This is a genomic window from Sphingobacterium puteale (assembly GCF_050986225.1).
Lineage (GTDB): Bacteria > Bacteroidota > Bacteroidia > Sphingobacteriales > Sphingobacteriaceae > Sphingobacterium > Sphingobacterium puteale.
Genome location: NZ_CP158959.1, coordinates 6,107,473 through 6,131,923 on the forward strand (window position 1 = coordinate 6,107,473; position 24,451 = coordinate 6,131,923).

General features: G+C 41.9%; 14 protein-coding genes. 1 reads left to right on the forward strand and 13 read right to left on the reverse strand.

Annotation, left to right across the window (positions count from 1 at the left end; genetic code table 11):
• From rhaM to ABTV71_RS25565, 8 genes are all read right to left on the reverse strand, one after another.
• Positions 1 to 312, reverse strand: a complete 312-nt coding sequence (gene rhaM / locus ABTV71_RS25530; RefSeq protein WP_121120596.1) for an L-rhamnose mutarotase — start codon at positions 310 to 312, stop codon at positions 1 to 3.
• Positions 313 to 351: 39 nt separating this feature from the next.
• Complete coding sequence (locus ABTV71_RS25535; protein ID WP_433901514.1) at positions 352 to 3,309, reverse strand: glycoside hydrolase family 2 protein; 2,958 nt, start codon at positions 3,307 to 3,309, stop codon at positions 352 to 354.
• 116 nt (positions 3,310 to 3,425) lie between these two features.
• Entirely contained in the window at positions 3,426 to 4,580 is a 1,155-nt protein-coding gene (locus tag ABTV71_RS25540; RefSeq protein WP_433901515.1) for a glycoside hydrolase family 88/105 protein, read from the reverse strand.
• A gap of 14 nt (positions 4,581 to 4,594) precedes the next feature.
• The gene (locus tag ABTV71_RS25545; protein WP_433901516.1) at positions 4,595 to 6,205 is read right to left on the reverse strand and encodes an arylsulfatase; all 1,611 of its coding nucleotides are present in this window, start codon (positions 6,203 to 6,205) and stop codon (positions 4,595 to 4,597) included.
• Between the two features lies 1 nt (position 6,206).
• Positions 6,207 to 6,980 carry a rhamnogalacturonan acetylesterase gene (locus tag ABTV71_RS25550; protein WP_433901517.1) on the reverse strand — a complete coding sequence of 258 codons (774 nt, stop codon included), beginning with the start codon at positions 6,978 to 6,980 and terminating at the stop codon, positions 6,207 to 6,209.
• Between the two features lie 8 nt (positions 6,981 to 6,988).
• Complete coding sequence (locus ABTV71_RS25555; RefSeq protein ID WP_433901518.1) at positions 6,989 to 7,759, reverse strand: rhamnogalacturonan acetylesterase; 771 nt, start codon at positions 7,757 to 7,759, stop codon at positions 6,989 to 6,991.
• Between the two features lie 55 nt (positions 7,760 to 7,814).
• Positions 7,815 to 9,665, reverse strand: coding sequence for a rhamnogalacturonan lyase (locus ABTV71_RS25560; RefSeq protein WP_245971216.1), 1,851 nt, complete (start codon positions 9,663 to 9,665; stop codon positions 7,815 to 7,817).
• Positions 9,666 to 9,700: 35 nt separating this feature from the next.
• Complete coding sequence (locus ABTV71_RS25565; RefSeq protein WP_433901519.1) at positions 9,701 to 11,023, reverse strand: rhamnogalacturonidase; 1,323 nt, start codon at positions 11,021 to 11,023, stop codon at positions 9,701 to 9,703.
• A gap of 922 nt (positions 11,024 to 11,945) precedes the next feature.
• On the opposite strand from ABTV71_RS25565, the gene ABTV71_RS25570 reads away from it, so the two are divergent.
• Positions 11,946 to 13,316, forward strand: coding sequence for a glycoside hydrolase family 28 protein (locus ABTV71_RS25570; RefSeq protein WP_433901520.1), 1,371 nt, complete (start codon positions 11,946 to 11,948; stop codon positions 13,314 to 13,316).
• 116 nt (positions 13,317 to 13,432) lie between these two features.
• On the opposite strand, the gene ABTV71_RS25575 is transcribed toward ABTV71_RS25570, so the two are convergent.
• The 5 genes from ABTV71_RS25575 to ABTV71_RS25595 form a co-directional block, all read right to left on the reverse strand.
• Positions 13,433 to 16,294: a glycoside hydrolase family 2 protein gene (locus ABTV71_RS25575; RefSeq protein WP_433901521.1), complete on the reverse strand. Its 2,862-nt coding sequence runs from the start codon at positions 16,292 to 16,294 to the stop codon at positions 13,433 to 13,435.
• Between the two features lie 102 nt (positions 16,295 to 16,396).
• Entirely contained in the window at positions 16,397 to 16,936 is a 540-nt protein-coding gene (locus tag ABTV71_RS25580) for a DUF3347 domain-containing protein (protein ID WP_433901522.1), read from the reverse strand.
• A 1-nt stretch (position 16,937) separates the two neighbouring features.
• Complete coding sequence (locus tag ABTV71_RS25585) at positions 16,938 to 19,388, reverse strand: zinc-dependent metalloprotease (RefSeq protein WP_433901523.1); 2,451 nt, start codon at positions 19,386 to 19,388, stop codon at positions 16,938 to 16,940.
• A gap of 20 nt (positions 19,389 to 19,408) precedes the next feature.
• Positions 19,409 to 20,833 carry a RagB/SusD family nutrient uptake outer membrane protein gene (locus tag ABTV71_RS25590; protein WP_433901524.1) on the reverse strand — a complete coding sequence of 475 codons (1,425 nt, stop codon included), beginning with the start codon at positions 20,831 to 20,833 and terminating at the stop codon, positions 19,409 to 19,411.
• A 12-nt stretch (positions 20,834 to 20,845) separates the two neighbouring features.
• Positions 20,846 to 24,451, reverse strand: coding sequence for a SusC/RagA family TonB-linked outer membrane protein (locus ABTV71_RS25595; RefSeq protein WP_433901525.1), 3,606 nt, complete (start codon positions 24,449 to 24,451; stop codon positions 20,846 to 20,848).

A 24,451-nucleotide genomic window follows, 5' to 3' on the forward strand; every position in this document is an offset into this window, starting at 1 on the left:
CTAATCCATGTGAAATACCTTTTTCAAACTGACCGATACCGGAGAATGATCGGCATGTACTTCCATGATATCATACATATAATCCCACCATTGCTGAACAATAGTTTCTTTGCCCAATTCCTGTGACGAATGCCCCGCCAAGTACTGAACAGCAAATAATGTATCCGTCTCTTCGTCCAAAAAGATACTATAGTCAGAAACCCCATTTTCGCGCAATAAGGTTATTAATTCTGGCCAGATCGCATCATGTCTCCGCTTGTATTCCGCCGACATACCTGGTTTCAGTTTCATCTTAAATGCTATTTTCTCCATCTTGTTTATGTATTGAACTGTTTTATTATTACCGTATTATTAATTGGCTAATACCTGATGGATATCGGCTTCAATAATACTCAAGGTACCTTTGGCATTGGCATCATTACGAGCCAACCCATCATCAAGTTTCTTACCCCCCATTTCCACCTGATTGTTTTCCTTTGCTGTAAAAGGTGCGTTTTTAAGTTTTATAGTTACCATTTCGCCCTTAGTACGCGGAAATGACAATGTACAATAGCCTAATGTCACATCCGTATTTCCATCAAAAACAAGCTTGTCGTCAACGAAAACCTGTAATGGATAGGATCTTGATCTAAAATTATTCAGTTTCAGATCGATTTCATCCATATCGGATTTTTCCTGTAAGATGTATGTAATCCAAGCAGTACCTAACTGGCCATCATTGACCCAGTCGGATAGCTCATTGTCATCATAAGACTGTGCTACCCTCGCTTGGTTAGCTCCAGCTGCCGCTGTACAGATTTTAAGACTTTTTTTCAGCTGCACCAGCGTAGGTTTCGTTGGACTTGGTCCCCGCGCTAAAAATGAAGGTAAATTTTCATTGGATTCTTTGACAAAATAATTCGCCATCGTTCTGATAGGTTGTACCATCCAGGTAACCGAATCCGATAAAAGGCCTTCAGCCACTGCTTTCAATACAACCTTACCCGATTTATCGTACTGTGTACGAAGTAATACACGGTTTATACCAGCCTCGACCGGAAACGATCTGGCTAAAATATAATTGTCGGGACCCTGAGCAATTCCACCACGCCAATCCATTGGTCCATCTAGCTGGAAATCAATTTTGTTTGAAGCCAATGGGCAGCGTAAGCCATTTTTATCGAGCACTTCAACTTCGGCCAATACCATATCGTTCCCATCTGCAAAAAGGCCATTTTTGCCATGTTGTGCCGTCAAACGGATTTTATACGGTTCGCCTGTGGTTCTGAGCTCTTTTGTATTCAATAATTTTCCTTCTTTGCTGAATGATTTCGCAGTCAATACGCCAGCCTCAAAATCAACAGCTGGAAAACGGTATAGGAAATCATATAGCTTTTCTGCCGCTCCCTGTACTTTTCCATTCACAGCTAATTCTACATGGTCAGCGGCCGAAACGACTAATACATCCTTTTTCGTTCCTGGAGCATAGTTCCAGTGGCCAACGAGATGTAATCCCTTTGGATCTGGATCAATCCAACCATCCCACATAACCTGATGGGCAAAATAAGCATCTTTGGGGATGCGCATGGCATCTACTTCGCCACTTCTTCTATAATTCTCTTTTCCCCTAAAATGTGTATTGGAATCTGAGAAAATAATATTGACGCCGCCCGAATTTACTCGATCACCAGTTCCTGGACGCATTTTCCAATATTCCCACCAGCGATGTACAGCTTCAACAACATAACTATCCTGGTTTCTGTTATAATCACTGGCATCTACACCTTTATAAAGCGGCCCTTCACCATCCTTGTGAAATGGATAACTCCATTCGTCCCAATATTTACGTAAGGCCTCATCCCGCATATATTCGGTTGCGATCATGGGGTGACGCGCACTTTTATTGATATACAGCATTTCACCACCATATTCAGCTAGCTCACTATCCAGCATTTCTCGGGAACCGATTGCCCGTCCACCAGCTGGATCATATTGATCACGAATAGCCTTCATCTCCGCCATATGTTCCTCCGAAATCGACTCGTTTCCACATTCATAAAACAAGACACTTGGATTATTCCGATAATAAATAATTGCATCACGCATAAGCTCTGTTCGCTGTTCCCAACGTCTACCTTGCGTATCTTTTTCAGCATCTCCAGCAGGTAGCATCTGCATAAGTCCCACACGATCACAGGATTCAACATCCTGTTTCCAAGGGGTTACGTGCATCCAGCGAACCAGATTGGCATTGCTCTTGACCATCAGCCCATTGCTAAAATCACTTAACCAAGGTGCTACAGATAGGCCAACGGCAGGCCACTCGTTACTGGTACGCTGCGCATAGCCCTTCATCATCAAAACTTGGTCATTGAGGTACACCATTCCATTCTTGAAAGCAGTTTTTCGAAACCCTGTTTTCGTCTGTACAGCATCGATAGTTTTGTTGCCCTGTACGATTTTTGTTGTCAACGTATAGAGATAACCGTAACCCCAGCTCCAAAAATTCACTTGACTCAAAGCTGAACTCATAGTCAATTGTTGTGTTTGATTGGCAGGAAGATTGAACTTTTTTGAAAAAGTTTTCACCAACTTCCCATCGGCATTACGTACTTCGGCAACAAAGTTGACCAGGCGCGATTGCTGGGTTTCATTTTTCACCTCGGAAGAAACAAAAAGATCCATTGTCTTTTTAGGGATGTTCATATTCTTCGCATACACGTAAACACCCGTAGTCTTTAAATTGGAATATAATGGTAGCGTCTGATAAATTTTTGAAGCAAAGTGGATCCATACATTTTTTGGAATTCCACCATAGTTTGCATTAAAGTTTTTATCGTTCCACTGATACGTACTGTTTGTTGCTTTTTCACGATAGCTCCAGCTATTGTCTATCCGTATAGCCAAGATATTTTCGTGATCGCGATCAATCAGGTCCGAAATATCAAATCCTGCAGCCATGACGCCATTTTCATGGCGACCAATAAATTTGCCGTTGAGATAAAATTCTCCGCCAAAGCGAATTCCTTCAAATTCCAAAAAGACCTTATCAGAAGTTACTCCCTTGGGGACACTAAACTTTTTTCGATACCAGACAATATTCGCTGAAAGGTCATGGATCGCTTTCGCGAAAGCTTCATCTTCATTCCATGCCTGAGGCAAGGTAACCTGTTTCCATACGCGATCATCAAATCCTGCGGCAGAAGCGTTGTTGACATCGCCGATGTGGTAACGCCAGTCAGCATTAAAACTAAAAGTCTTCCGGCCTGCTTGAGCATATGTGTCGAACGAAAGTAGCAGGCAACAAAAAATAAAGAATAACCTTTCCATCGTATACTTTTTTAGGGCTAATAAGAACGCGTACTTTTATGTATAGCATAACCGGCTCCATTCCCATCACGAATGCTAATTGATCAGGTTGCTGTCAACAACCTGAATGAGACAGCTTATTTTGACAACATCTTATAAACCTCTGTGCCCCCTAATAAGAAACAACCCAAACCATAATCTTCAAAATCCGGCTGGCTTGAAAAACTGACGGGCTGCCCATCCTTAGGTTCTTTTCCCGTTCCTTGTAAATAGCCTAAAAAACCTGAAGGGTGTACCGCTTCAGCAATCATTGCTTTCCATGCTTTTTCGACAACAGGTCGATATGTTTTAGCATCTAGAAATCCATTATTAATGCCCCAGGCCATACCATAGACAAACAATGATGTCCCTGAGGTCTCGCGCCCGCCAAAATTACTAGGATCATGCAAACTGACATTCCAAAACCCATCCGGCCTTTGAATAGGAACAAGTGCTTCCATCAGCGCTTTATAATCGGCCAGATATTCCGCCCGGTGGGCTTCGTTTTCCGGGATTAAAGAAAGTACCCTAACTAAAGCAGCCACGACCCATCCGTTACCGCGTGACCAATAGCAGTCCTCACCATTCGGTTCTTTGTAGGGCGGAACAAAATCCTTATCACGCCACCAAAGTTTATCGGTCTTGTTATATAGACCACCACCTTCCTGTGTTTTTGAATGATGATACATTTTATACATGTAATCAAAGTAAGTTTGATCCTTGGTCATTACACCCAATTTAGCGTAAATTGGCATGGCCATTTGTATGGCATCGATCCAAGTCCAATCGTCTACTTTGCCCGATTTGATAATGTAATCTATATTTGCTTTAATCTTTTGGATACGCTCAGGCTTCGGTTCAATCTCATAGAGATCCAGGTAGGTTTGCCCACAAGCCTGGTCATCGGCATTTCGGGTTTCCAAACCATTCCGCATTCCCCAATCATGTTTGTTTCCCCAATCCACAGCATAATCGTAGTATGCACTGTTTTTGTCAATTTGATAAAGTGCCATGAGCCCTTCGTAATATACGGCCCGGGTCCAGATATTGCTCGGCCGCCAACGGTTGGTGTAGATCGGTTTCCCCGTATCCTTCCATTTATTCATGAAATAACGATTGGTTAACTGCAAGGACTGAAGGACATCCACAGCAGCGAGTTCTTTTTTCTGTTCGGCCATCTTTTTTGTCGACGAACATGCTGAAAGGAAAAACGCTATCAATAAAGTAGCCGTATAAGTATTAAATATTTTCATGTTTTTCTATATAGTTATTCATAACGGGTATTTCCCTTTTTTTGTGCTAGTTGTTCGTAGGGTATTACACCAACTCTTTTAGCCCAATTTTCATAGCGCTGAACCATTTCACGGTATACCTTTGGAAAAGAGGCTGATAAATCTATTGTTTCACTCCTATCTTTTTCTATGTCATATAGATACCACCTATTTTCAGGATAGGAAGAAACCAATTTCCATTTTCCTTTGCGCACAGCTTTGTTGCCTTCATGTTCAAAACAAATTTCCCTGTCGATATTCTGCTGTTGCGCTGTCCATAGCGGAAGCAAAGATATTCCTTCCATTGGTTTAATCGTATTACTGGCATAGTTCTTAGGATAGCCCGCTCCCGACCATTGTGCTAAAGTGGGCATGATATCGATCAAATGGGCGGGCATATCAAACTGCCTTCCCCCCTGTAGGTATTTCGGTCCATAGGCGATAAATCCCGTTGCATTCCCTCCCTCAAACTCCCAATGTTTGAACTTTTTGAAAGGCGTATTACTCACTGCAGCACCTTCGATTCCATAAGCTGTAAAAGAACGTGGATGACTGGCAGGAAATTCATTGGCAGCCCTGATTTCTGCTGTAAATCCCGCATTGCTTATTGTCTCATTACTCGCGCCGTTATCGGAGAGAAAGATAAAAACGGTATTTTCCAATTGTCCTTTCAACTGGAGATAATCAACCAATCTACCCACATTTTGATCCAATTCGTCGACCATCGCCGCGTATACAGCCATCTTTTCATCCCATTTTACTTTTTCTTCCCAACTGCAATCATTCCAATTTCTCAAGGTTGTATCAATTTCCGACAACTTCGTTGTTGGTGGTAATATTCCTAGTCGCAGCTGTTTCTGAAAACGCCTTTCACGGATAGCCTCCCAGCCTTCCATATATTTTCCCCGATACTTTGCAATATCCTGCGGCTTGGCATGTAAAGGCCAATGGGGAGCCTGAAAAGCGAGGTATAGAAAAAAAGGATCCTCTTTTTTCGTTTCCAAATGCTCGCCAATGAAAGTCATTGCATAATCCGTATAGGCATCCGAGCTATAGTAATCTTTTGGCGGAACGATCGCTTCATTGTCCAAAGCTATCGTCAATGTTTGCTTGGGTCGATAAGGTCTGTTTTCAAAGTAGCTGTTTGCTCCATCAATCAATCCATAATAACGTTGAAATCCACGCTGTAGCGGCCAATTTTCCTTCTCCTGTCCCAAGTGCCATTTGCCAGCCATATAGGTCCCATAACCTGCACCTTTTAATAGTTCAGCTAGTGTAACCGAATTTCTATTTAAATAACCCTGATAAGCAGGAAAAGGACGCTTATTCATCATATCGCCCACGCCCGCCTGATGCGGGTATAATCCCGTCAATAGGGAAGCACGCGATGGACAACAACGTGAAGCGTTATAAAAATTGGTCATCTTGATGCCTTCATTTGCCATCTTATCTAGATTTGGAGTCTGAATTTCAGAACCAAAGCAACCCAAATCCGAATAACCCATATCATCGGCCAGAATCAACACAATATTGGGTCTTTGCTGTGCATGCAATGAAAATTGTATCAATAGAAAAAAGATACACAGCGGAAATAGTGGTTTCATCATGCTACATAAATTTCTTTAGTCCGATTTTGGTTTGTGCTTTTAATTGCTCAGCAACGAGTTTAGCATTCAACAGCGCGCCCTCTTTGATCGTATGCGTCGCATCCTTCGGATCAAAAAAATCCGTTTCTACTTTCTTTTTCCCTAGAGTTTCATAATGCGCAACAACAACATCCTGTAACGGGATAAAAAATGCCCCAGCCTGTTGCGCAGCCTCCTTAGCCCATTGCGCATAATCTGATCTGCGCACCTGGTTTCCATCCCATGCGTTACGCGGAATTGGCGAACAGATAATTGCTGTGGCTCCTTTATCTTGAATATTCTTCACAAAGCGTCGTAAATAGAAACCATAACTATACACGACTTCATGTTGCTTCAATAACGGGTTATACACTTCCTCATAATCGTCACCATTTCCCTTTATCGTTCCACGGGCACGTAGCGTATCCACAATGGGACTTGAATCATTATGTCCAAATTGCATAAGGACAAAATCGCCTGGCTGTATGCTATCCAGTACCTTCTGCCAAAGCTTTGGATTGTTATAAAATGTCCGGGTACTTGTTCCCCCCAAAGCACGATTCCTGACATTGATCTTATCTGATTTAAAATACTGACCAATAAAACTTCCCCATCCCCATTGTCCGTTTGAGCCATTTCCCTGTCCGTTTTTTACGGTGGAATCACCAATAATAAACAAGGTCGGTTTATGTTGTTGTCCCAAAAAGGACATACTGATTACAGCAAAAAGGGCCGCAGCCCATGGCAACAATTTCATCTTCACTATTATTTAATATATTGTACTAGCTGACTTTTAATCCTACGAAATCCTTCGATTATAGACAATGCATTATCTCGCGCCCCATTTTTATTCGTATGGGTATGGTCACCTGGAAAATAGTTAGATTTTACTGCTTCAGGGCCAAGCCGATCATATTTATCTGCTGTAATACTGTTTAGATCCAAAAAAGCGACGCCTTGTTCTTTCGCAATCTCCTTTGCCCACAGTCCAAAATCCTTATCTGCCCGCTTCACTTTACCTTGATGATCCCATTGGTTGCGCGGAATCATGGATAATAAGATCGGTGTTACCCCTTTTTTCTTTGCTTCAATCACAAAACGACGTAAGTTTTCACCGTAAGTACGTACGGTCTCTTTCTTCCCATTTCCCCAATCCAAAACAATAGAATCCTGACCGATACCCCGTAGCACACCGCGATAGCCTTGCTTACTGGTATCGGGCTTACTTCCTTCGTTATGGCCAAACTGAATCAATAAAAAATCTCCCGGCTTGAACAAAGAATCAACTTTTGCCCATCTTCCTTCTTTGACAAATGTACGTGTACTGCGCCCCGCCATCGCATGATTGTCTACACGGACTCGTGTCGTATCCAATAATTCAGGAAGCAGAGTACCCCAGCCCCAATATTCCTTATTGCTGTTCTTAACGGTCGAATCACCGATAAGATAAATCGTAGGTTTATTTTGTTGTTTTGCAAAGGATATCAAAAGAAAGGCTGTCAGTGCCATCCCTATCCATTTTATTGTATGCTTCATTTGCTAACTTATCTATTTCTTTTAGTCAAAAAATCCAAATCGCGCTTCCAAATTTCTATTTCTTATAGGCATACTTAACCAGCCGAATGTTTGGTTTGACCGGCCGATTCATACCCATACCAAGGTAATAGCCCACATGCGGCGGTTGATTATAACCTACATTCTGCCATGCAATACTCAGACGATACTGCGGATCGTGCATTAGTGTATATACGCGCTGTTCTGTTGGAATCGTTGTTGTGTAGATACGCAGATTCTGGTTATCTTCTGAACGCAGGACCAATTCTTCCCGCCAGTCACCAAAAATATCAGCACTCAGATTGGGCGTACTTTTGGATCCATTGATTGATGAACTACCTGTCGCCGTAAAGATTCGTTCCGTTTTCCCATTTTGATATTTTTCAATATAGTTACTATTTAAAAGCTCACGGCTTAAATCGGCATCCCACCAGATCAAAAAATTGGTCGATCTCGGAGCCCGCCCGATAATATTTCCCTCGGTATCATACATGTCTTTAGACCCCAGCCACCATAGATATGCTCCTTTATGATCGGGATCAATATTTGCAGCAACACCGCGAGGAATATCTTGGTCTATTGCACTTTGAAACAATATGTCTCCCGTTTTGGCGTCCAACAAGGCTACCCCTATCCCTTTTCGTCCCCCTTTCAGTTCATGAATTCCAAAAATCTCCAGTCCGGGCCTTTCAGGATCCAAGTCACTGACATGCAATGCATCGCCATGCCCCAACCCTGTACTATACAGCCCCTTTCCATTATCATCAATAACCATCGACCCAAAGACAATTTCATCTTTACCATCTTGATCTACATCAGCAACTGTGAGGTTGTGATAGCCCTGACCGGAATAAGGGTCTTGACGAACCTTGCTGTCGAATACCCAGCGGCTCACCAATTTTTTATCTTTGAAGTCCCATGCTGCCAAGGCCGTACGTTCATAATATCCTCTCGTCATCACGACACTCGGATGTATGCCGTCCAAATATGCTACACAAGCTAGAAAACGATCACTGCGATTAGCATTCGTATCTCCCCATGAGCGCAGATCCCCACGTTCAGGTAGATAATCCACAGTACTTATCGCCTTGCCCGTCAGCCCGTCAAACACGGTTAAATATTCAGGCCCTTTCAGTATGCGGCCTACAGTTCTTGAACTTGATACGGTATCACGCCAATCGGCTTTTGGATTACCAATAACATGTCCGAGTGCATCTTTAGTACCATCGGCAGTTTTACAGACCAGCTCGGCACGGCCATCGCTATCGAGGTCGTAAACCATGAATTGGGTATAATGTGCTCCTTCCCGGATATTTTTACCCAAATTGATTTCCCATAAAAAGGTACCATCTAGTTTATACGCCTGAAAAATAGGTTCTGAAGTAATGCCATTATGTGCATTGTCATGTCCAACACCGGTCTGATGAACAATAAGTTCATAAGTTCCGTCTCCATCCAAATCGCCCACAGAAACATCCCCCGGTGTGTAGCCTTTGGGGGTGCGTAACGGAATATTCAAGTATTGCTGTACTTTTTGATCTTTGGATAAAGTGAGTTTAGCAACTTCCTTTTCTTTCCCCCCCGACACAAGATCTAAGGTGTAGGTTACATCTTTACTCAGGTCAACATGATCGTCCAAAAAGTTGGTACCCTTTGTTAAAGGTGCGTTATTCAATTTTTTATGTATACCATTTCCTTCCTGCCGATAAATAGCAAAGGCCGTGTCAAAATCGTCGGTACCCAACAAACGCCAGCTCAAAAACACGGAATTTTCCGTAGTTTTTACACCAACCATTCCTCGATCCAAAAACTCCATTTTGCGTTGGCCTGAAACGGCTAGAGAACCTATCAGTGCTCCTGTCAAAAGAATAAGTTTTGTTTTCATCATTCAAGGTCTACATCACAGCAACATGCTGATAGATATTATTGCTTTTTATTATTAACGGTTACACTGTTTAGAACAAATCTTTTAATGTATTCCTTATGAATAACAGGATCTTTACTCGCACGGACATGCATATTTTGAAATGTAAAATCCGATAATACATATTGCTCCGAATTGAGTACATCAAAAACAATGTCGCAATCCAGATCAATATTACGCAGGACAATATTTCTCGCATAAGACATTTTGATATCTTTCTCGCCCTTTAAATCAAAAAATTGGGTCCAGGGTTTGATAAACAACAGACTATTGACATTTCCTTTTACATTTTCAATCAAAATATTTTCATATTCCTGTGGTGTATCCGGACGCATCTTTAGCTGCAACAGCTTACGCGCTTTATCCAGCGTGTTGTTTCTAAAAATCACATTATAACTATGAATTGACTCACTTCCGCACGTCAGTGCACTATGACAAAATCCAAAAAAACAATTTTCAATAATGATATTTGAATTGGGACCATTGTTAGTATCCTTATCGGAATTCGGCCCCTTCCCACCTTTTAATGCGATCGCATCATCGTTAACGGACAAGTAGCAATTCTTAATCAATACATTACGGCAGACATCCAAATCGATTGCATCGGAACTAGGTGCCTTGACAGGTTCCTTTGGCGCTGAAATATGTAAGCCGATCAATTTGAGGTTTTCACATTTATAATAATGAGAGGTCCAGAAGGGAGAATTGATTAAGCGAATGCCCGAAATCTGTACATCTTTGCTATTGGATACATAGAGTAAGCGCGGGCGCATTTCGTCCATATTTGTACATTTTGGATTAAACTGCCGTCTAAGCCAAAAAGACCGCCAGTAGCGTAACCCGTTTCCATCGAGCGTACCCTTGCCTGAAATTGTAAAACCATCCACCCGATCTGCATTGACAAGCGCCAAAAAATATTTGACCGTTTGCCCCTCCATACGCGTCTCTGCCAATGCAAAATCTGCAATATCATCGCTTCCTTTTAATACAGCTCCTTCTTCTAAGTATAGGTGTGTCTTTGGCTTAAAAAATAATGACCCACTCAAATAGATACCTTTCGGTACGACGACCACTCCCCCACCACTGGTATAGGCTTTATCAATTGCTTGCTGGATTTTGGCCGTTTGCACAATGGTGCTATCTGTCGTTACACCAAAATCAGTGATCAAAAATTTCTTTCCGAGCGTTCCGATATCGGTCGATTTTACAGTTTCAAACCATTTTGAGATTGCTGTTCCGTCCGGAAATTTTTCTTGCGCATGTGCTGTAGACAACAACACAAGTGAGGTAAGTAGATGTAAAAAACGAAAGAATTTTTTCATAATATTTAGATTTATAAATATGTTTCCCCCTAACCTATCAATCCATTCCATGCAATGAACGGCCTTTTAGAATTGATTGCGTCTAAGGACGCTTATAATAAGTAGTTATCCCTAAAAGTATCAACATTTTTAACAAGAGCTGTCCTGTAGTATCCTGAACATCATACCCACTAGTTGCCCTATCCTATCAATTTGTCTGAAAACAAGTCTACTATCGGCTTTTCAAGCAGCTACGTAATATCTTTGTTATAGAGGAAACTAACCTAAAATAATGGTAATCCAACAATATTGTTCCTACTATTGGCACGAAACTTTCGACGGGACGCCATCTATTTTTTGCCCCGTTGAATTATTTACGGTAACTCAGCACTTAGGCATGATTTATTCGTTTTTTTGCCATCTGTTGGAAGCATTGAATCCTTTTTCTTACGAACTTTTCCGTACACGCAAAACACGCGACATTTTCGCGAATTGGCAGACCAACTACGATCCTTTAAACTCCCTTAAACTCCCTTTAAGTCCCTTCAAGTCCCTACATTATTTGACTTAGCTTCGGGATTAGTTCGAGAATGCTTCGCAACTACTTCGACCCTTCTTCGACAACGCTTCGGGTGGGCTTCGGGTAGGCTCCGACACGAAGCCGAACAACAATCGAATAAGCGCCAACGCCGTCCCCTCGCTGTCCCGAAGCAGTCTCGAACAGCTACCGGACGATTCCCAAACAACTGCCGAACAACTAACCGAAGCTGCAAAAACATACCGAGAAGTATTTCAGATAGACGATAAATTATTTTCCAAACCACCTTGTACTGTCCTGCTCCGTAAGATTAGGCGAAAAGCTGATAGTTCTTTATTTTTAACAATTATTGTTCTTTAATTAGTTAGCCCCAGGGCTTCATTCAGAACTTATTACCAATCAATTATGACATATAAATCAATCTTTACAATCATTTTATTATTAAATTCGTTCGTTGGCTTAAGCTTTGCACAAACAGGCAAGATCGCACAGGAAGAGATCAACATTCAGGCTCCATTTGAAATTCCAACGTTTAAGGTTCCCAATTTCGAGCATTGTAAAAACTACGATATCCGCGATTTTGGTGCCAGGCAAGGAGATAAGAAAAGTACTTCCAGCGCAATTGCAAAGGCAATTGACATGGCGACAACTTCTGGGGGCAATATCATCATTCCGCCAGGCGAATGGCACACCAAGACTATACACTTAAAAAGTAATATCAACTTGCATATCAGTGCAGGAGCAACGTTATTATTTTCGGGAGACCCCAAGGACTATCTGCCTGCTGTTCACAGTAGTTGGGAAGGACTAGAATGCTATAACTACTCCCCGCTGATCTATGCCTATGAAGCGACAAATGTTGCCCTTACCGGTAAGGGAACCATAAAAGCAGATCTTACTGTTTGGGAGAAATGGTTTCCAAGACCGAAACCACATATGGAGAGCATCAAAAATCTTTATAACTGGGCACAAGATGGAATACCTGCCGAACAACGCCTTATGGTCAATGACACATCTAATCTCAGACCGCAATTTATTCAATTCAACCGTTGTCAACATGTTAGAGTCGAAGATATTAAGATCCGAAACAGTCCTTTTTGGACGTTGCACCTCTACTTAACGAAAGATGTCCTTGTACGTGGGATCGACATCTATGCCCATGGTCATAACAATGATGGGATCGACCCAGAAATGAGTCAGAATGTATTGATTGAGAATTGCATTTTTGACCAAGGTGATGATGCTATTGCATTGAAATCAGGCCGAAATCCGGAAGGCTGGCGATTAAAAACACCAACAAAAAATATTGTGATCCGTAATTGCGAGATCCGCGATGGTCACCAATTGCTTGCCGTTGGGAGCGAGCTCTCGGGTGGAATTGAAAACATTTATGTAAACAATTGTACGGTCCTACCCAATGAAAAATTGATGCATTTACTGTTTATCAAAACGAATGAGCGTATGGGTGGCTATGTTAAAAACATTTATTTTTCAAATATTAAAGCCCAAAATGTAAAAGAGGGTATACTTGGAATTGATACCGATGTCCTCTATCAATGGCGCAACTTGGTACCAACCAAAGTCAAAAAACTAACGCCCATATCGAACGTCTATCTTTCAAACATTGATGTAGAAATAGGTGAATTTATTTCAAAGATCAACGGCAATTCGGAACTTCCAATTCAGACAGTTCAATTGAAGGATGTACGGCTCAAGAAAATAACCTCAACTGCAGTCCAAAATCAATATATCAAGGGTTTCTCTTACATACAATAACAGGTCAAGCCGAATTGATTCCCGACATTCAATAAACCTGATGCCATTGATCTTCACACATAAAAAAGGCTTTTCTATTAAAATAGAAAAGCCTTTTTTATGTGTGAACCGGGATATTAATCGGTCAATACATTTATTTTAGGCATCACGAATTGCGTATTTTCTTTTTCGCCCTTCGGAGTACCAAAGTAAAAATAGAGTGTCCGGTTTACATTTTTATTCATTTGATTCGATTCTCCTGCAGGTCCATTCACTGCGGCATTACCATTTATCCCCAGGGCCAACTTTGTTCCAATTGGAGGAATAGCGTCCAAAAAGGAAATATCTCCAGTAGGCAATTGCGGATATCCTTTGGGACCTGAAATCCCATAAAACTCGAACAGCCGTAGAAATAGATCATCTTGATCTGTTGCGACCAAAAACTTTCCTTGAACGGTATTGAATTGTACCCAACTGACATCCGAAAAGTAGCCTTTAAATTCAGGAAATGTCCATTGACCAATACCGGCTTTTCCATCATTGTACATTTTTTCCCATGTATTAAGCGTAACACCTTGCAACCTATTCTTCCATATGCGATAAGGGCCATTTCCCAGCCATTTGGCACCGATAATATAGTTTTCAGGAAAGTTGAAGCTCACTCCCGCATAAGGTGCCGCTTTTTTCATGTTATAGGCATAATCGAGTTTCAACCAACCATCCGGACGCATCGTCCAACGGATAAAGCTTAGATTACCATCAAACATAAACTCGACTACCTCATTTTTTCCTTCTCGCCAACGTTTAGTGCTCTTCAGCTCTGACTGACCATCGATAAGCACCGGACCATTATTGAAAGCTAATTTCATGCTATAATCATTGGCCAGATCAACCAATAATCCTGTTTTTTTAGAAACAAAAGCAGTTATCCCATTTGCCTTAAGGATATAATTCACACTGTCTTCTTTCGCTTCAACATCGGTAAAAGATTTCAAGGGTAGGATTTCAGCAGTAAGAGCTTGATTGGATCTTACCCGCCATGTCCAGGTATAGATTTCCGCACCCTGTGGATCAGTCGCAGTCAATAACAGTGCATCATACTGCTTCCAGTCAACAGGCAAATTCAACTGCAAAGCCCCCTGTTGCGTAGGAGCCACTACGGGACTATTTACTTTCAGGTTCAGCACCGAATCCATGCCCGATTCATCCGCATAGGGCTGTTGATAAGTAACCAGTTTACCCTCAAATCGACACGCTTTTAGATCGGTAAAGTGGAAACGATTTTCCACCGGAATAGTTCCATTGAAATCAGCAGGTAATTTCTTCATCGTAATATGCACAGGTGCATAGATCTCCCGAATGGCATAGAAACTTCCTTCTTTTTCGCGATGTGGTCCAAGGATTCCGTCCGGGGCATTTACCCGGTTGACATCAATCACATTATTGAAATCTGTTCGTACGATACCTTCATCTGCAAAATCCCAGATAAATCCGCCTGCACCCAATTTGGAATTCCAGTGCAACTCCCATATATCTGCTAATCCTGCTGCGGCGCCACCGTCATCCTGTGCATGGAGAAATTCGGTCGGCATGTATATATTTGGACCTTCCAGAATTTTTTTTGTTGAATAAAAGTCTTCATAATGGTTGCAGTCGATTCCATTGATTGCATTTCCCGGTCTATGGTGTGCATGGATCACTGTTCGTGCGGAAAGATCATATTTTTTGTACTCGTCTACGAGTTCTTTATTGTGCCCGCCTTCATTACCGTTACTCCAAAGTATGATAGAAGGGTGATTGGCATCTCGGATAACCATTTCTTGCACCAGCTTTTTACCTACAACGGTACTATACGCCTTTTGCCACCCGGCCAATTCATCCAAAACATATAAGCCCAATGAATCGCAATAAGCTAAAAACGACCGATCTGGCGGATAATGCGAACAGCGTACCGCATTCATATTCATTTCCTTGATCAATTTAACATCATTCAGATCCAACTGGGCGTTCACCGAACGTCCGGTTTCGGGCCACCATACATGACGATTCACACCTTTCATCTTCACTTTCACACCATTGACGTAAATGCCGTCTCCTTGGCGAACTTCGATCGTCCTGAAACCAAAACGATCCTGATATTGATATCCTTTTTTCTTGCCATTTACTAGGGTATAGGTAACCTGATATAGGTTTGGTGTCTCCGCTGTCCATAACAACGGTTTTTCTACTTTCATTTCGACCAATTTCACTGAATCTTCCGAAGTAATCGGAAATTTCTGAGTTGAGATCACATTCCCCTTTAAATCTTTGATCTCTACCAATAGATCATTAGCTTTAGACAAGTCCTCCAAATGCACATTGCTTCGAAAAGTTCCGTCTGCTTTTGCATCAATAGCTGTCCAGCTGATATGTTCATGTGGCGTCGCCTCAAGGTACACCGGTCTATAAATCCCGCCTAAAATCCAATAATCCGCCAGACGCTCCGCATTGTTAACGGATTTATCGGAAGACATCTTCGATACAGTGGCTTCTAATATGTTGGTCTTGCCAAAGGTGATCTTGTCGGTAACATCGTACTTAAACCGATAGAAAGCACCTTGGTGGATATCTCCAGCGATCTGGCCGTTGACCTTGACTTCAGTATCCGTCATCGAACCCTCAAAAACCAAGCTTATTTTCTTACCTTTCCAATGCTTTGGAACAGTAAACTGATGCCGATACAGACCTTTCTCATCATGAAATACAAAATTTTTTCCATAGGTTACATAATCACGTCCATAATTATAAGCTCCAAATCCCTGCTGTTCCCAATGGCTCGGCACTGCAATCTTATCCCATTTTCCTGCTTTACGTCCTCCTGTCACCCAGAAGTCCCAATTCACCGTGTGAATATTGTCTGTTCCTGAAAGATAATGTATTTCTTTCTGCGTCTGTGCTAAGGCCATCAGAACAGACGTAACGCATAGCAATGCAAGCAAGACAATTCGAATTTTAAACATAGGTTTATTTATTGAGTTTGCAAACCCCTAAAATAAAAAGTTCAGGACACTAAAGTGTCCTGAACTTACCTGAATTGTTGTAATTTTCTTGTATGGCGCCCCTTAATGGCAGGCTACGGGCTCAGGATAATCTCCTGTCGCCATCCCTTTGACCAATTGTCCACATTCGCGCATAGAAGCTGCGTAAGGATTTTCAATCTCCTTGTCATAACTTAACCAATAGCCTTTTTCCATGGGACAATATTGTAAGTAAACGGCTTCATCTGTACATTTCATCGTTTCCATTATGGTAAATAGGGATTGCGTAATTGCAGAGAAGGAAACCTTCATTGCCTTCATATCCTGCGCAGATTTCAAGCCGGCAGCATCTGTCTTCATGGTCTGACTGACCTTCTTGAGGCGCATCATATCATCGAGCTGCAAACCTTTTAGCCGAAAGTTCTGTACTTCTTTTTCTAACTGAACGACATGCTCTTTACTGCCAGCAAAGTTCTCATCCGTGATATCCTGTTTCACCTCCATATAGGCCTTAAATAATCTGTCGCGCTGTGCTTGTGCATTATCCTGCCCGCTTAATTGGCAAGAAACCAGCATGAAGCCGATCACACATGCCACATACATTTTTTTTAATCTACTTTTCATTTTAGTCTTTGTTTATTTGATTTTGAATACGTTTAATTTCTTGCAGCATCAAATTCAGATGCTGCTTATTGAGTTGATCTGTTTGCTTGGCATGAAGCAGATTGATCTGCTCAATCAAACTAGGCAGATAATTTCTGACATACAGTTGTACGTCACTGCGCTGCGCCTGTGTAATGATATCCGACCCTGGTCCGATTTTCGGGTTGACAACTTGATTTACCCGTTCCAGAAAATAGCGTTGCTGGCCACGTTTGAAGGCATCCATCCGAAGATCCCCACCGGGCAATGTCCATACCCCATGACCAACGTCTTCCAAATATTCATTCAAGGTGTAAGGATCCTCATTACTTAGAGACTTGACATAAACATTATAAAGCAAGCCGGGACTCATCAGCATGTTGAGCATCTGCTCTTGTTGATCATTTATTTCTTTATTGGCGTCTATTCCAATGAGCGACTGTATATTGTCAGGATATAACCACAAGGGTGGAGCGAATACATTATTATTTACATAGTGTACTGCTGCTTTCACTTTTTCTTTGGGAACTGCTGCGTAGACGGCTCCTTTTTGACCCCGGACTTTATTCGTAATCTCTTGGCTTCCGATATTTTTTAGCACATGATAGAGATAACGATTAAATTGTCCTCGGACAGCTCTATGCATATCCTTTAGGTTGCTATAATCATCGCCAGGTTCATGAGTCCAATCCACCAAATGAGTAACTACTTTTTTCAGATTTTTGATACCATAGGTACTTGCCAATATTGAATCATCACCAAGATCTTCCTTCTGACTACGCGGATCCTCATTGTTTCCTTCACCACCAAACCATAACTTCGGGTTAGCCGTCAGGCTGTCTGTCACCTGTTTTGTAAGATAGCCGCGCTCTTCTTCACCACTTGAAAACTGTGGAAGATATTGATACCCCCATTGAATAGCCCATTTATCGTACATGCCTACACGCGGGTATATACCAGACAACCCCACACCATCTTCGGGCTGAGCGACATAATTGAAACGTGCATAATCCATAATTGATACCGTATGGCCATTTTTTTCCACCCATTTCTTGTCGCGCAATTTCTCGACCGGTGTTTGGCTGCTTGCCCCCATGTTGTGACGCAGACCCAAGCTATGTCCCACTTCGTGTGAGGAAACAAAGCGAATTAACTGCCCCATCACTTCGTCATCCAGCTGCATTTTTTGAGCAGCTTTGTTTAATGGCCCCACTTGTACCATAAACCACTGTTGAACGAGCTTCATAACATTATGATACCAGCCGACATGCGCTTCGATAATCTCACCGCTTCTAGGATCTGAGATCCGCGGTCCATAGGCATTTGCTTTTTCAGAAGCGAAATAACGAATCACGGAAAAACGTGCATCTTCAAGGCTCATGGTGGTATCTTGTTCAGGCCATTCTTTGCCTACAATCGCATTTTTAAATCCGGCTTGTTCAAATGCGACATTCCAGTCGTTGATACCTGCGATGAGATAAGGGCGCCACTTCTTGGGCGTCGCGGGATCGATATAATACACAATTTGCTTTTGTGGTTCTACAAGTTCACCTTTTAAGTATCGCGACACATCTTTGATTTTAGGTTCAAGTCTGTAGCGTTGTATAAAATTCAACGCTTTAGAACGTTGATCTTTATCGGTGAATAGGATATACTTGTTTGCAAAATACCCTACACGTTCGTCGAAAATCCGCTTTTTCATCGGCACCTTTGGAAGCAGTACCATGGAGGTATTGGTTGTAAAAGTCATTGCCCCAGTCAAACTTGCCGCTGGTGTGCCAGATGTCGACGAATAGGTTTTTGTTGTTTTTACTTCCAAATTAATGGGAAAGACCTTCATGTCTGTAATGAAAGATCGGTCATCCGCCAATGAAGATAGTTTATTTTCGCTTTTTATCTTACTATCAAATGAAATTGCAGCATTGTCTTTCCGAAAAAGATCCGTCACATCAATAAGATAGCCGTTCTTTGCCGGATTAAGTCCTTTGATATCTAAAATCGCGATAATAGGATCCTCTTGTGACTGTACTAAGGCGGTCCGTATGGCATCGTTTTCTGGGGCATCTTGTTTATAAATTGCTGCCCGCAACTGTATACGGTCACCCAGGCCTTTCTCGAAATAAAGTGTCTGTTCATTCAGTTTTTCACCACCATACATTGGGAATCCCTGTGGAGCAGACACCAAGCGCGTTACCGTCAGAAAATAGCGGTTCAATAAACTATCCGGTATTTCCAAATACCATTTCTTTTCCGACTCTACGACGTTAAAAACGCCAGACCGGGCAATTTTCTTCTTATTTAAAATCTTGCTATAAGCTTCATTCAGATCATTTTTTGATTTTACAGTGTCCGTCTTGCTCAGGCTCTGTTGAGCTTGAACCATACCGCCGGACAAAAGCAAGGCAAGGGTACTATAGATAATTTTGTTTTTCATGTGTAATGTAATAGCATATATTAAAACGGTACAGTTTCATCAGTGTTCAACCGTAGGTTTGGATTTAACTTCATCGCATCCAATGGAAATGGAATAATATACATTCGTGAATTCGGAGCCAATGTATAGGTCTTTTGCTCCACCGTCTTATTGACAATCGGGAATACACGAACGAGCGTTTTGGCATAATCAGGTTCTAGATTCAAGCGTTTCAGATCGAAAAAACGATGGTAACCGATTGGCAATTCCCGACGACGTTCGTTTATCACTAGATTCATCACTTCTTTTCGGGTCGTTGGGACCGCCAATATTGCTTTATCGCCTTCGATCCGGGTTTTACGTAAGGTATTCAACATGTTAATAGCCTTGGCAAATTGATCCTGACGGGCATAACATTCGGCCAACATCAAATAAATCTCCGGTGTTTTCAGCCCTACTGTGGGAAAGAAAAAAGCAGTGTATTTCACGTTGTAGTAACTTGCTCCAGCGCCAATATCCAGAAAACTGGCATTTGAGGTCGTGTAGAATAGACTAAAACGTTTGTCTTCCTTATCAAACATGCTTGTCAATTCCGGGCTTAAGATATAGCTGTAACCAAAGTTCATCTCCGTATAGCCATTCACATACATGTAACTCAATACTTCTGGATTATTTTCAGCGATTATAGGCGTCTTACTCGGACCACCTAACTTTTCATACTGAACAAGATCAATTAGCTGCCCATTAAGCTGCAATGCTTTTTCAGCAGCAGTTTGTGCTTCAACAATTTCTCTTTTGAAAAGATGTACCTTCGCCTTCAATGCATAGGCAAAGGCTAAGGATGGATGATAGGGGTTTGTAGGTTTTTCCTGCAAATGCGGTAAAGCATCCTCGATATCCTTTTGGATAAAATCGTATACCTGCTGTACCGTCGATTTTACGGGCATAGCTTCCAGGTCATATTTATCCATGATACAGACGCCGCCATCCTGAGAAGCAGTATTCGCATCATAGGCTTTGGCGTAGACATTAATCAGGTGGAAATAATCAAAGGCTCGATACATCTTGGCCTCAGCCTTGGCTAGGGTCTTTAATTGACTATCTCCTGTACTTTCATCAACCAAAGAAATAATCATATTCCACTGTGCAATGTATTTATAGCACTGATTGTAAAAGCTTGATGCAGTGATGCGACTTACTCGATCCTCCTGTTCTTGAAACAAAAAGTTGATCGTGTTAATATTAGGTGTCAAACCAATTACATTGGATTCCTTCAAATACTGGTCATCGACCAAATACTGAAAGTTATTGATGGGATACCCTCTATTGGGATAAGCAACCAAGTCGTAATAATCTTGCGCTGTGCTCACCAGTTGTGAGCCTTTTGGTGTTATATCGAGGTATTTGTCACAGGCGGAAAAGACCAGTAAAGTCACAAATGCCGCCGCCAAAGTTTTAAAAGTCATCGTAGATTCAGATTAAAAAGTTAATGAAAGCCCCATGAGGAATGATTTAGCCAGCGGCAAATTGCGTGTTCCGCTATTGAGCGAATAAGCTTCTGGATCGATGTCATCACCAGCGGCGCTCCAGGTCCATAAATTATTCACCTGCAAGGTTAATTTGACGTTTTGCATCCCAGCTTTCTGCGCTAATTGTTTTGGTAATTGATAGCCGACGGCCACATTTCGCAGCTTGATGTAATCTGCTGAAACAATCTGCTTGTCGCTATATCGCCATAAGGTAGATAGTTTGCTCGCGTCGGTACGCAATTTGTCAGGATAATCAACCAGCAATCTTGGGTAATCATTATCCGCACCTTCTGCCCATCGATTGATCAAACCAGCGTTTGTCAGCTTATCACTAGCTAAGTCGATTGCATCTTTACGCAGTTTATGTCCGCCCGAAAAGACAAACATGGCCGAAAGATCAAAAGCCTTATAGCGCAAACGTTGATTGATGGAACCTGTATATTTGGGAAACAGTGTCCCCATATTCACCAATGCATCTGGCGAGGTAATATCTTTAATGCTTGTCGGAGTACCGTTCTCGTCAAAAACAACATTTGATTCACCGTTTTGATCCAAGAAATATGGATAACCATTCACCATGCCCCCGTAGCGATATGCCATAATTGAATTATAGCTACTTCCTTTAAAAAAGTAATTACTTGGCGAACCGACATACGATTGTGCTGTAGATGTTAAGCCGTTCACTTTCTCCACCTTGTTCTTATTGAAGGAAAATACCAGCTGTGTGCTCGCCGTTAAATCTTTCTTCTTCAACCAAACTCCATTGATATTAAATTCAATACCTTTATTCCGTAACGCACCATTGTTAATCACACGGGAACTGGCTCCCACAGTAGGGTCCAATACTGAGTTGACCAACAAATCCGAACTATATCTATTATAGGCATCGATACTAGCCGAAAGACGATTATCGAAAATCGAAAAATCCACCCCTAAATTGGTGGTTGTTGTTTTTTCCCAGCGTAACATCGGATTTGGCAATGATCTCTGTTCCAAATACTGTAGATAAGGAAAAAGTTTATCCGATTTCCAGGTTGCAGTTCCATAGCTGGAACTGGCTTGATCCACGTTACCGGTAATACCATATGTAGCCCGCAGTTTGAGTGAATTCAACCAGTCTTCATTTTTCATAAAGCTTTCGTTGCTGACATTCCAGCCTGCTCCAACGGACCATAAAGGACGATATTTAAACTTTGGATCTACACCAAATAGATCTGCTTGATCTACCCGTATGCTTCCAGTCAAGTTAAATCTATTGTTATATGTATAACCTGCGTTGGCATAAAGTGAAGTATATCGATGTAAAGTTTCTGTTTGCGCCCCGCCATTCAAATCAGATAATCGGTTGTTTCCCCCGTACACATAACTCGTTATTCCTGTTTTACTTAAGGTAGCCCAATCAATTGTGGTCGAAGTCAATGTTACTGGATTGTACCCTAAAAGCAATTGTTCAATTGAGCGTGGTACATGTGACTGTCGCATCTCGAATCCGGCCAGTGCTGTCAGTTGATGTTGACCATATTGTCCAAAGGTATTATCGTAGTTAAACTGATTCCGAAAGGTGTAACTATAGCGTTTGCTCTCAAATTGATAGTAACGTCCCCCAGCAGGTAAGTTCTTGGTATAAATACCCGTCGCATCATTGTAACTGACCATCGCATTTGATGCAACGCGCATCATGTAGCTATCTTCATCGTAGAAGCTTTCACGTGCTGCTTGGCCCAATTCATATGAAAACTGTGTCTGAAAAGAAAGTCCTTTGTAAATATTGGCCCGCAACGATGTAAAAGCACGAAGGCCTAAACTTTTATTACTTTCAATGCCCTCTCCTAATGCCTCAAGCACATTAAAGGATGTACTTTTTAGATTTCCATTAGCAGCAATTTGTTCCGCCGTTTCGCCGTTAATGGCAGAGCCCGGTCCTACTGAACTGGACAATTCAACGTACGGCGTATAAACTAAGTTGCCACTTTCATCTTTGATGCGAGCATAACGTGGTTGCAAGAACACATTATTGTAAACGCCGTCGGTTTCTTTATTTACTGTATACGTACCATTCAGTCCTACTGTTGCAGACAACCATTTGGTCAAATTAAACCCCGACTTCAAATACAGATTGAATTTATCATTCTTTTCATTGACCACCTGTCCCTTACCCTTATCATAATTAAAAGAAACAAAGGTATTGCTCTTACTGGAATTCTGGGAGATGCTCGCATTATAACGTTGACGTATTTCATTCTGCCAGACATTTTCCGTAAACTCCTTGATATAATCGTTGCTCCGCCATGAATTGATCGTTGCTTCGCGTTCTTGCTGACTAATCGCACCAATGGATTCTTTTCGAAATAGATCATACAGTGGTGAATAATATTTTAGACTACCACTTCCAAGCCTTCCGTAGTAATTAAATAGCGATTCACTGTTCGCATAACGGGATAACTCCTTCTTATATACATCAATTTCATAATCAATTAAATCCGATGTACGCGCATAGTGCATTTTGGAGATATCCGGTTTCTGTGTGATGAATTGGTCCATATTAAAGCTCACGGAAACACCTTGCCCCTTCCCTTTTTTGGTGGTCACGACGATAACCCCATTGGCCGCACGGGCACCATAAATGGACGCCGCTGTCGCATCCTTCAAAACGGTAACGGACTCAACATCATAGGGGTTAATATCGTTCAAGGTGAACTCCGTCGGCAGGTCATCGACAACAATGAGTGGATTGGTGGTTACCTGACTGGAATAGGTGCCAATGCCCCGAAGTACGGGGCTGTCTGCACCGGAGCGCGTTGGATTTTTGATATAGGTCAATCCAGCCACCTGACCTTCTAATGCGGAAGTCAAATCGGTATTAATCTGTTTGTTCAATTGATCATTGCTAATACTCGTATAAGCTCCAGGACTACGTTCTTTGCTGATGCGCTGATATCCCGTTATCATAATTTCGTTGAGCATAGACTCCTTTGCACTCAACATCACACGGATGGGCCGAGCAATTTGTTCCGGACTGAAGTGCATGACCTTTTCATTAAAAGAAACATGCCTAAAAGACAATTGGATGTCTGAACTAGCAACATCCAGTTCAAAGTCACCATTTCCGGAACTGATCGTCTGACTATCATCCTGTAAATTATGAATAGACACGCCGGGAATGGTATTACCCAAACTGTCTATTACTTTTCCGTGTACAAGCTGACTATTGGTTGATACAGCTTTACGATAGAGAATGATCCGTTTGTTTTCCAACCGATAGCCGAAGGGCTGATCCTTAAACAAAATGGATAAAGCATCTTCGACGCTTGATAGTTTCAGATTAACACTGATCGGGTGCGCCGATTTGAGCAGATTGCCGTCAAAGACAAATTCGTAGCCGTAGTGATCCGATAAACTCGTAATCACTTCTTTGACATCAGCATTTTTAAAATTCAATTGTACCTGTTGCGCATGTAATTCATAGGGGTCAATCATGCTCATCAAGGCAATTCCAGCAACCAAACTCAGGTATTTTCGCAAAAATACCGGTTGCTTTTCGGTTAGGTGTGACAT

Bases quoted from the DNA above. Each gene is read 5' to 3' on its own strand.
- ABTV71_RS25545 (WP_433901516.1), bottom strand. From the start codon at position 6,205: ATGATGAAACCACTATTTCCGCTGTGTATCTTTTTTCTATTGATACAA.
- ABTV71_RS25575 (WP_433901521.1), bottom strand. From the start codon at position 16,294: ATGTTTAAAATTCGAATTGTCTTGCTTGCATTGCTATGCGTTACGTCT.
- ABTV71_RS25585 (WP_433901523.1), bottom strand. From the start codon at position 19,388: ATGAAAAACAAAATTATCTATAGTACCCTTGCCTTGCTTTTGTCCGGC.
- ABTV71_RS25580 (WP_433901522.1), bottom strand. From the start codon at position 16,936: ATGAAAAGTAGATTAAAAAAAATGTATGTGGCATGTGTGATCGGCTTC.
- rhaM (WP_121120596.1), bottom strand. From the start codon at position 312: ATGGAGAAAATAGCATTTAAGATGAAACTGAAACCAGGTATGTCGGCG.
- ABTV71_RS25570 (WP_433901520.1), top strand. From the start codon at position 11,946: ATGACATATAAATCAATCTTTACAATCATTTTATTATTAAATTCGTTC.
- ABTV71_RS25540 (WP_433901515.1), bottom strand. From the start codon at position 4,580: ATGAAAATATTTAATACTTATACGGCTACTTTATTGATAGCGTTTTTC.
- ABTV71_RS25560 (WP_245971216.1), bottom strand. From the start codon at position 9,665: ATGATGAAAACAAAACTTATTCTTTTGACAGGAGCACTGATAGGTTCT.
- ABTV71_RS25535 (WP_433901514.1), bottom strand. From the start codon at position 3,309: ATGGAAAGGTTATTCTTTATTTTTTGTTGCCTGCTACTTTCGTTCGAC.
- ABTV71_RS25595 (WP_433901525.1), bottom strand. From the start codon at position 24,451: ATGTCACACCTAACCGAAAAGCAACCGGTATTTTTGCGAAAATACCTG.
- ABTV71_RS25565 (WP_433901519.1), bottom strand. From the start codon at position 11,023: ATGAAAAAATTCTTTCGTTTTTTACATCTACTTACCTCACTTGTGTTG.
- ABTV71_RS25550 (WP_433901517.1), bottom strand. From the start codon at position 6,980: ATGAAATTGTTGCCATGGGCTGCGGCCCTTTTTGCTGTAATCAGTATG.
- ABTV71_RS25590 (WP_433901524.1), bottom strand. From the start codon at position 20,833: ATGACTTTTAAAACTTTGGCGGCGGCATTTGTGACTTTACTGGTCTTT.
- ABTV71_RS25555 (WP_433901518.1), bottom strand. From the start codon at position 7,759: ATGAAGCATACAATAAAATGGATAGGGATGGCACTGACAGCCTTTCTT.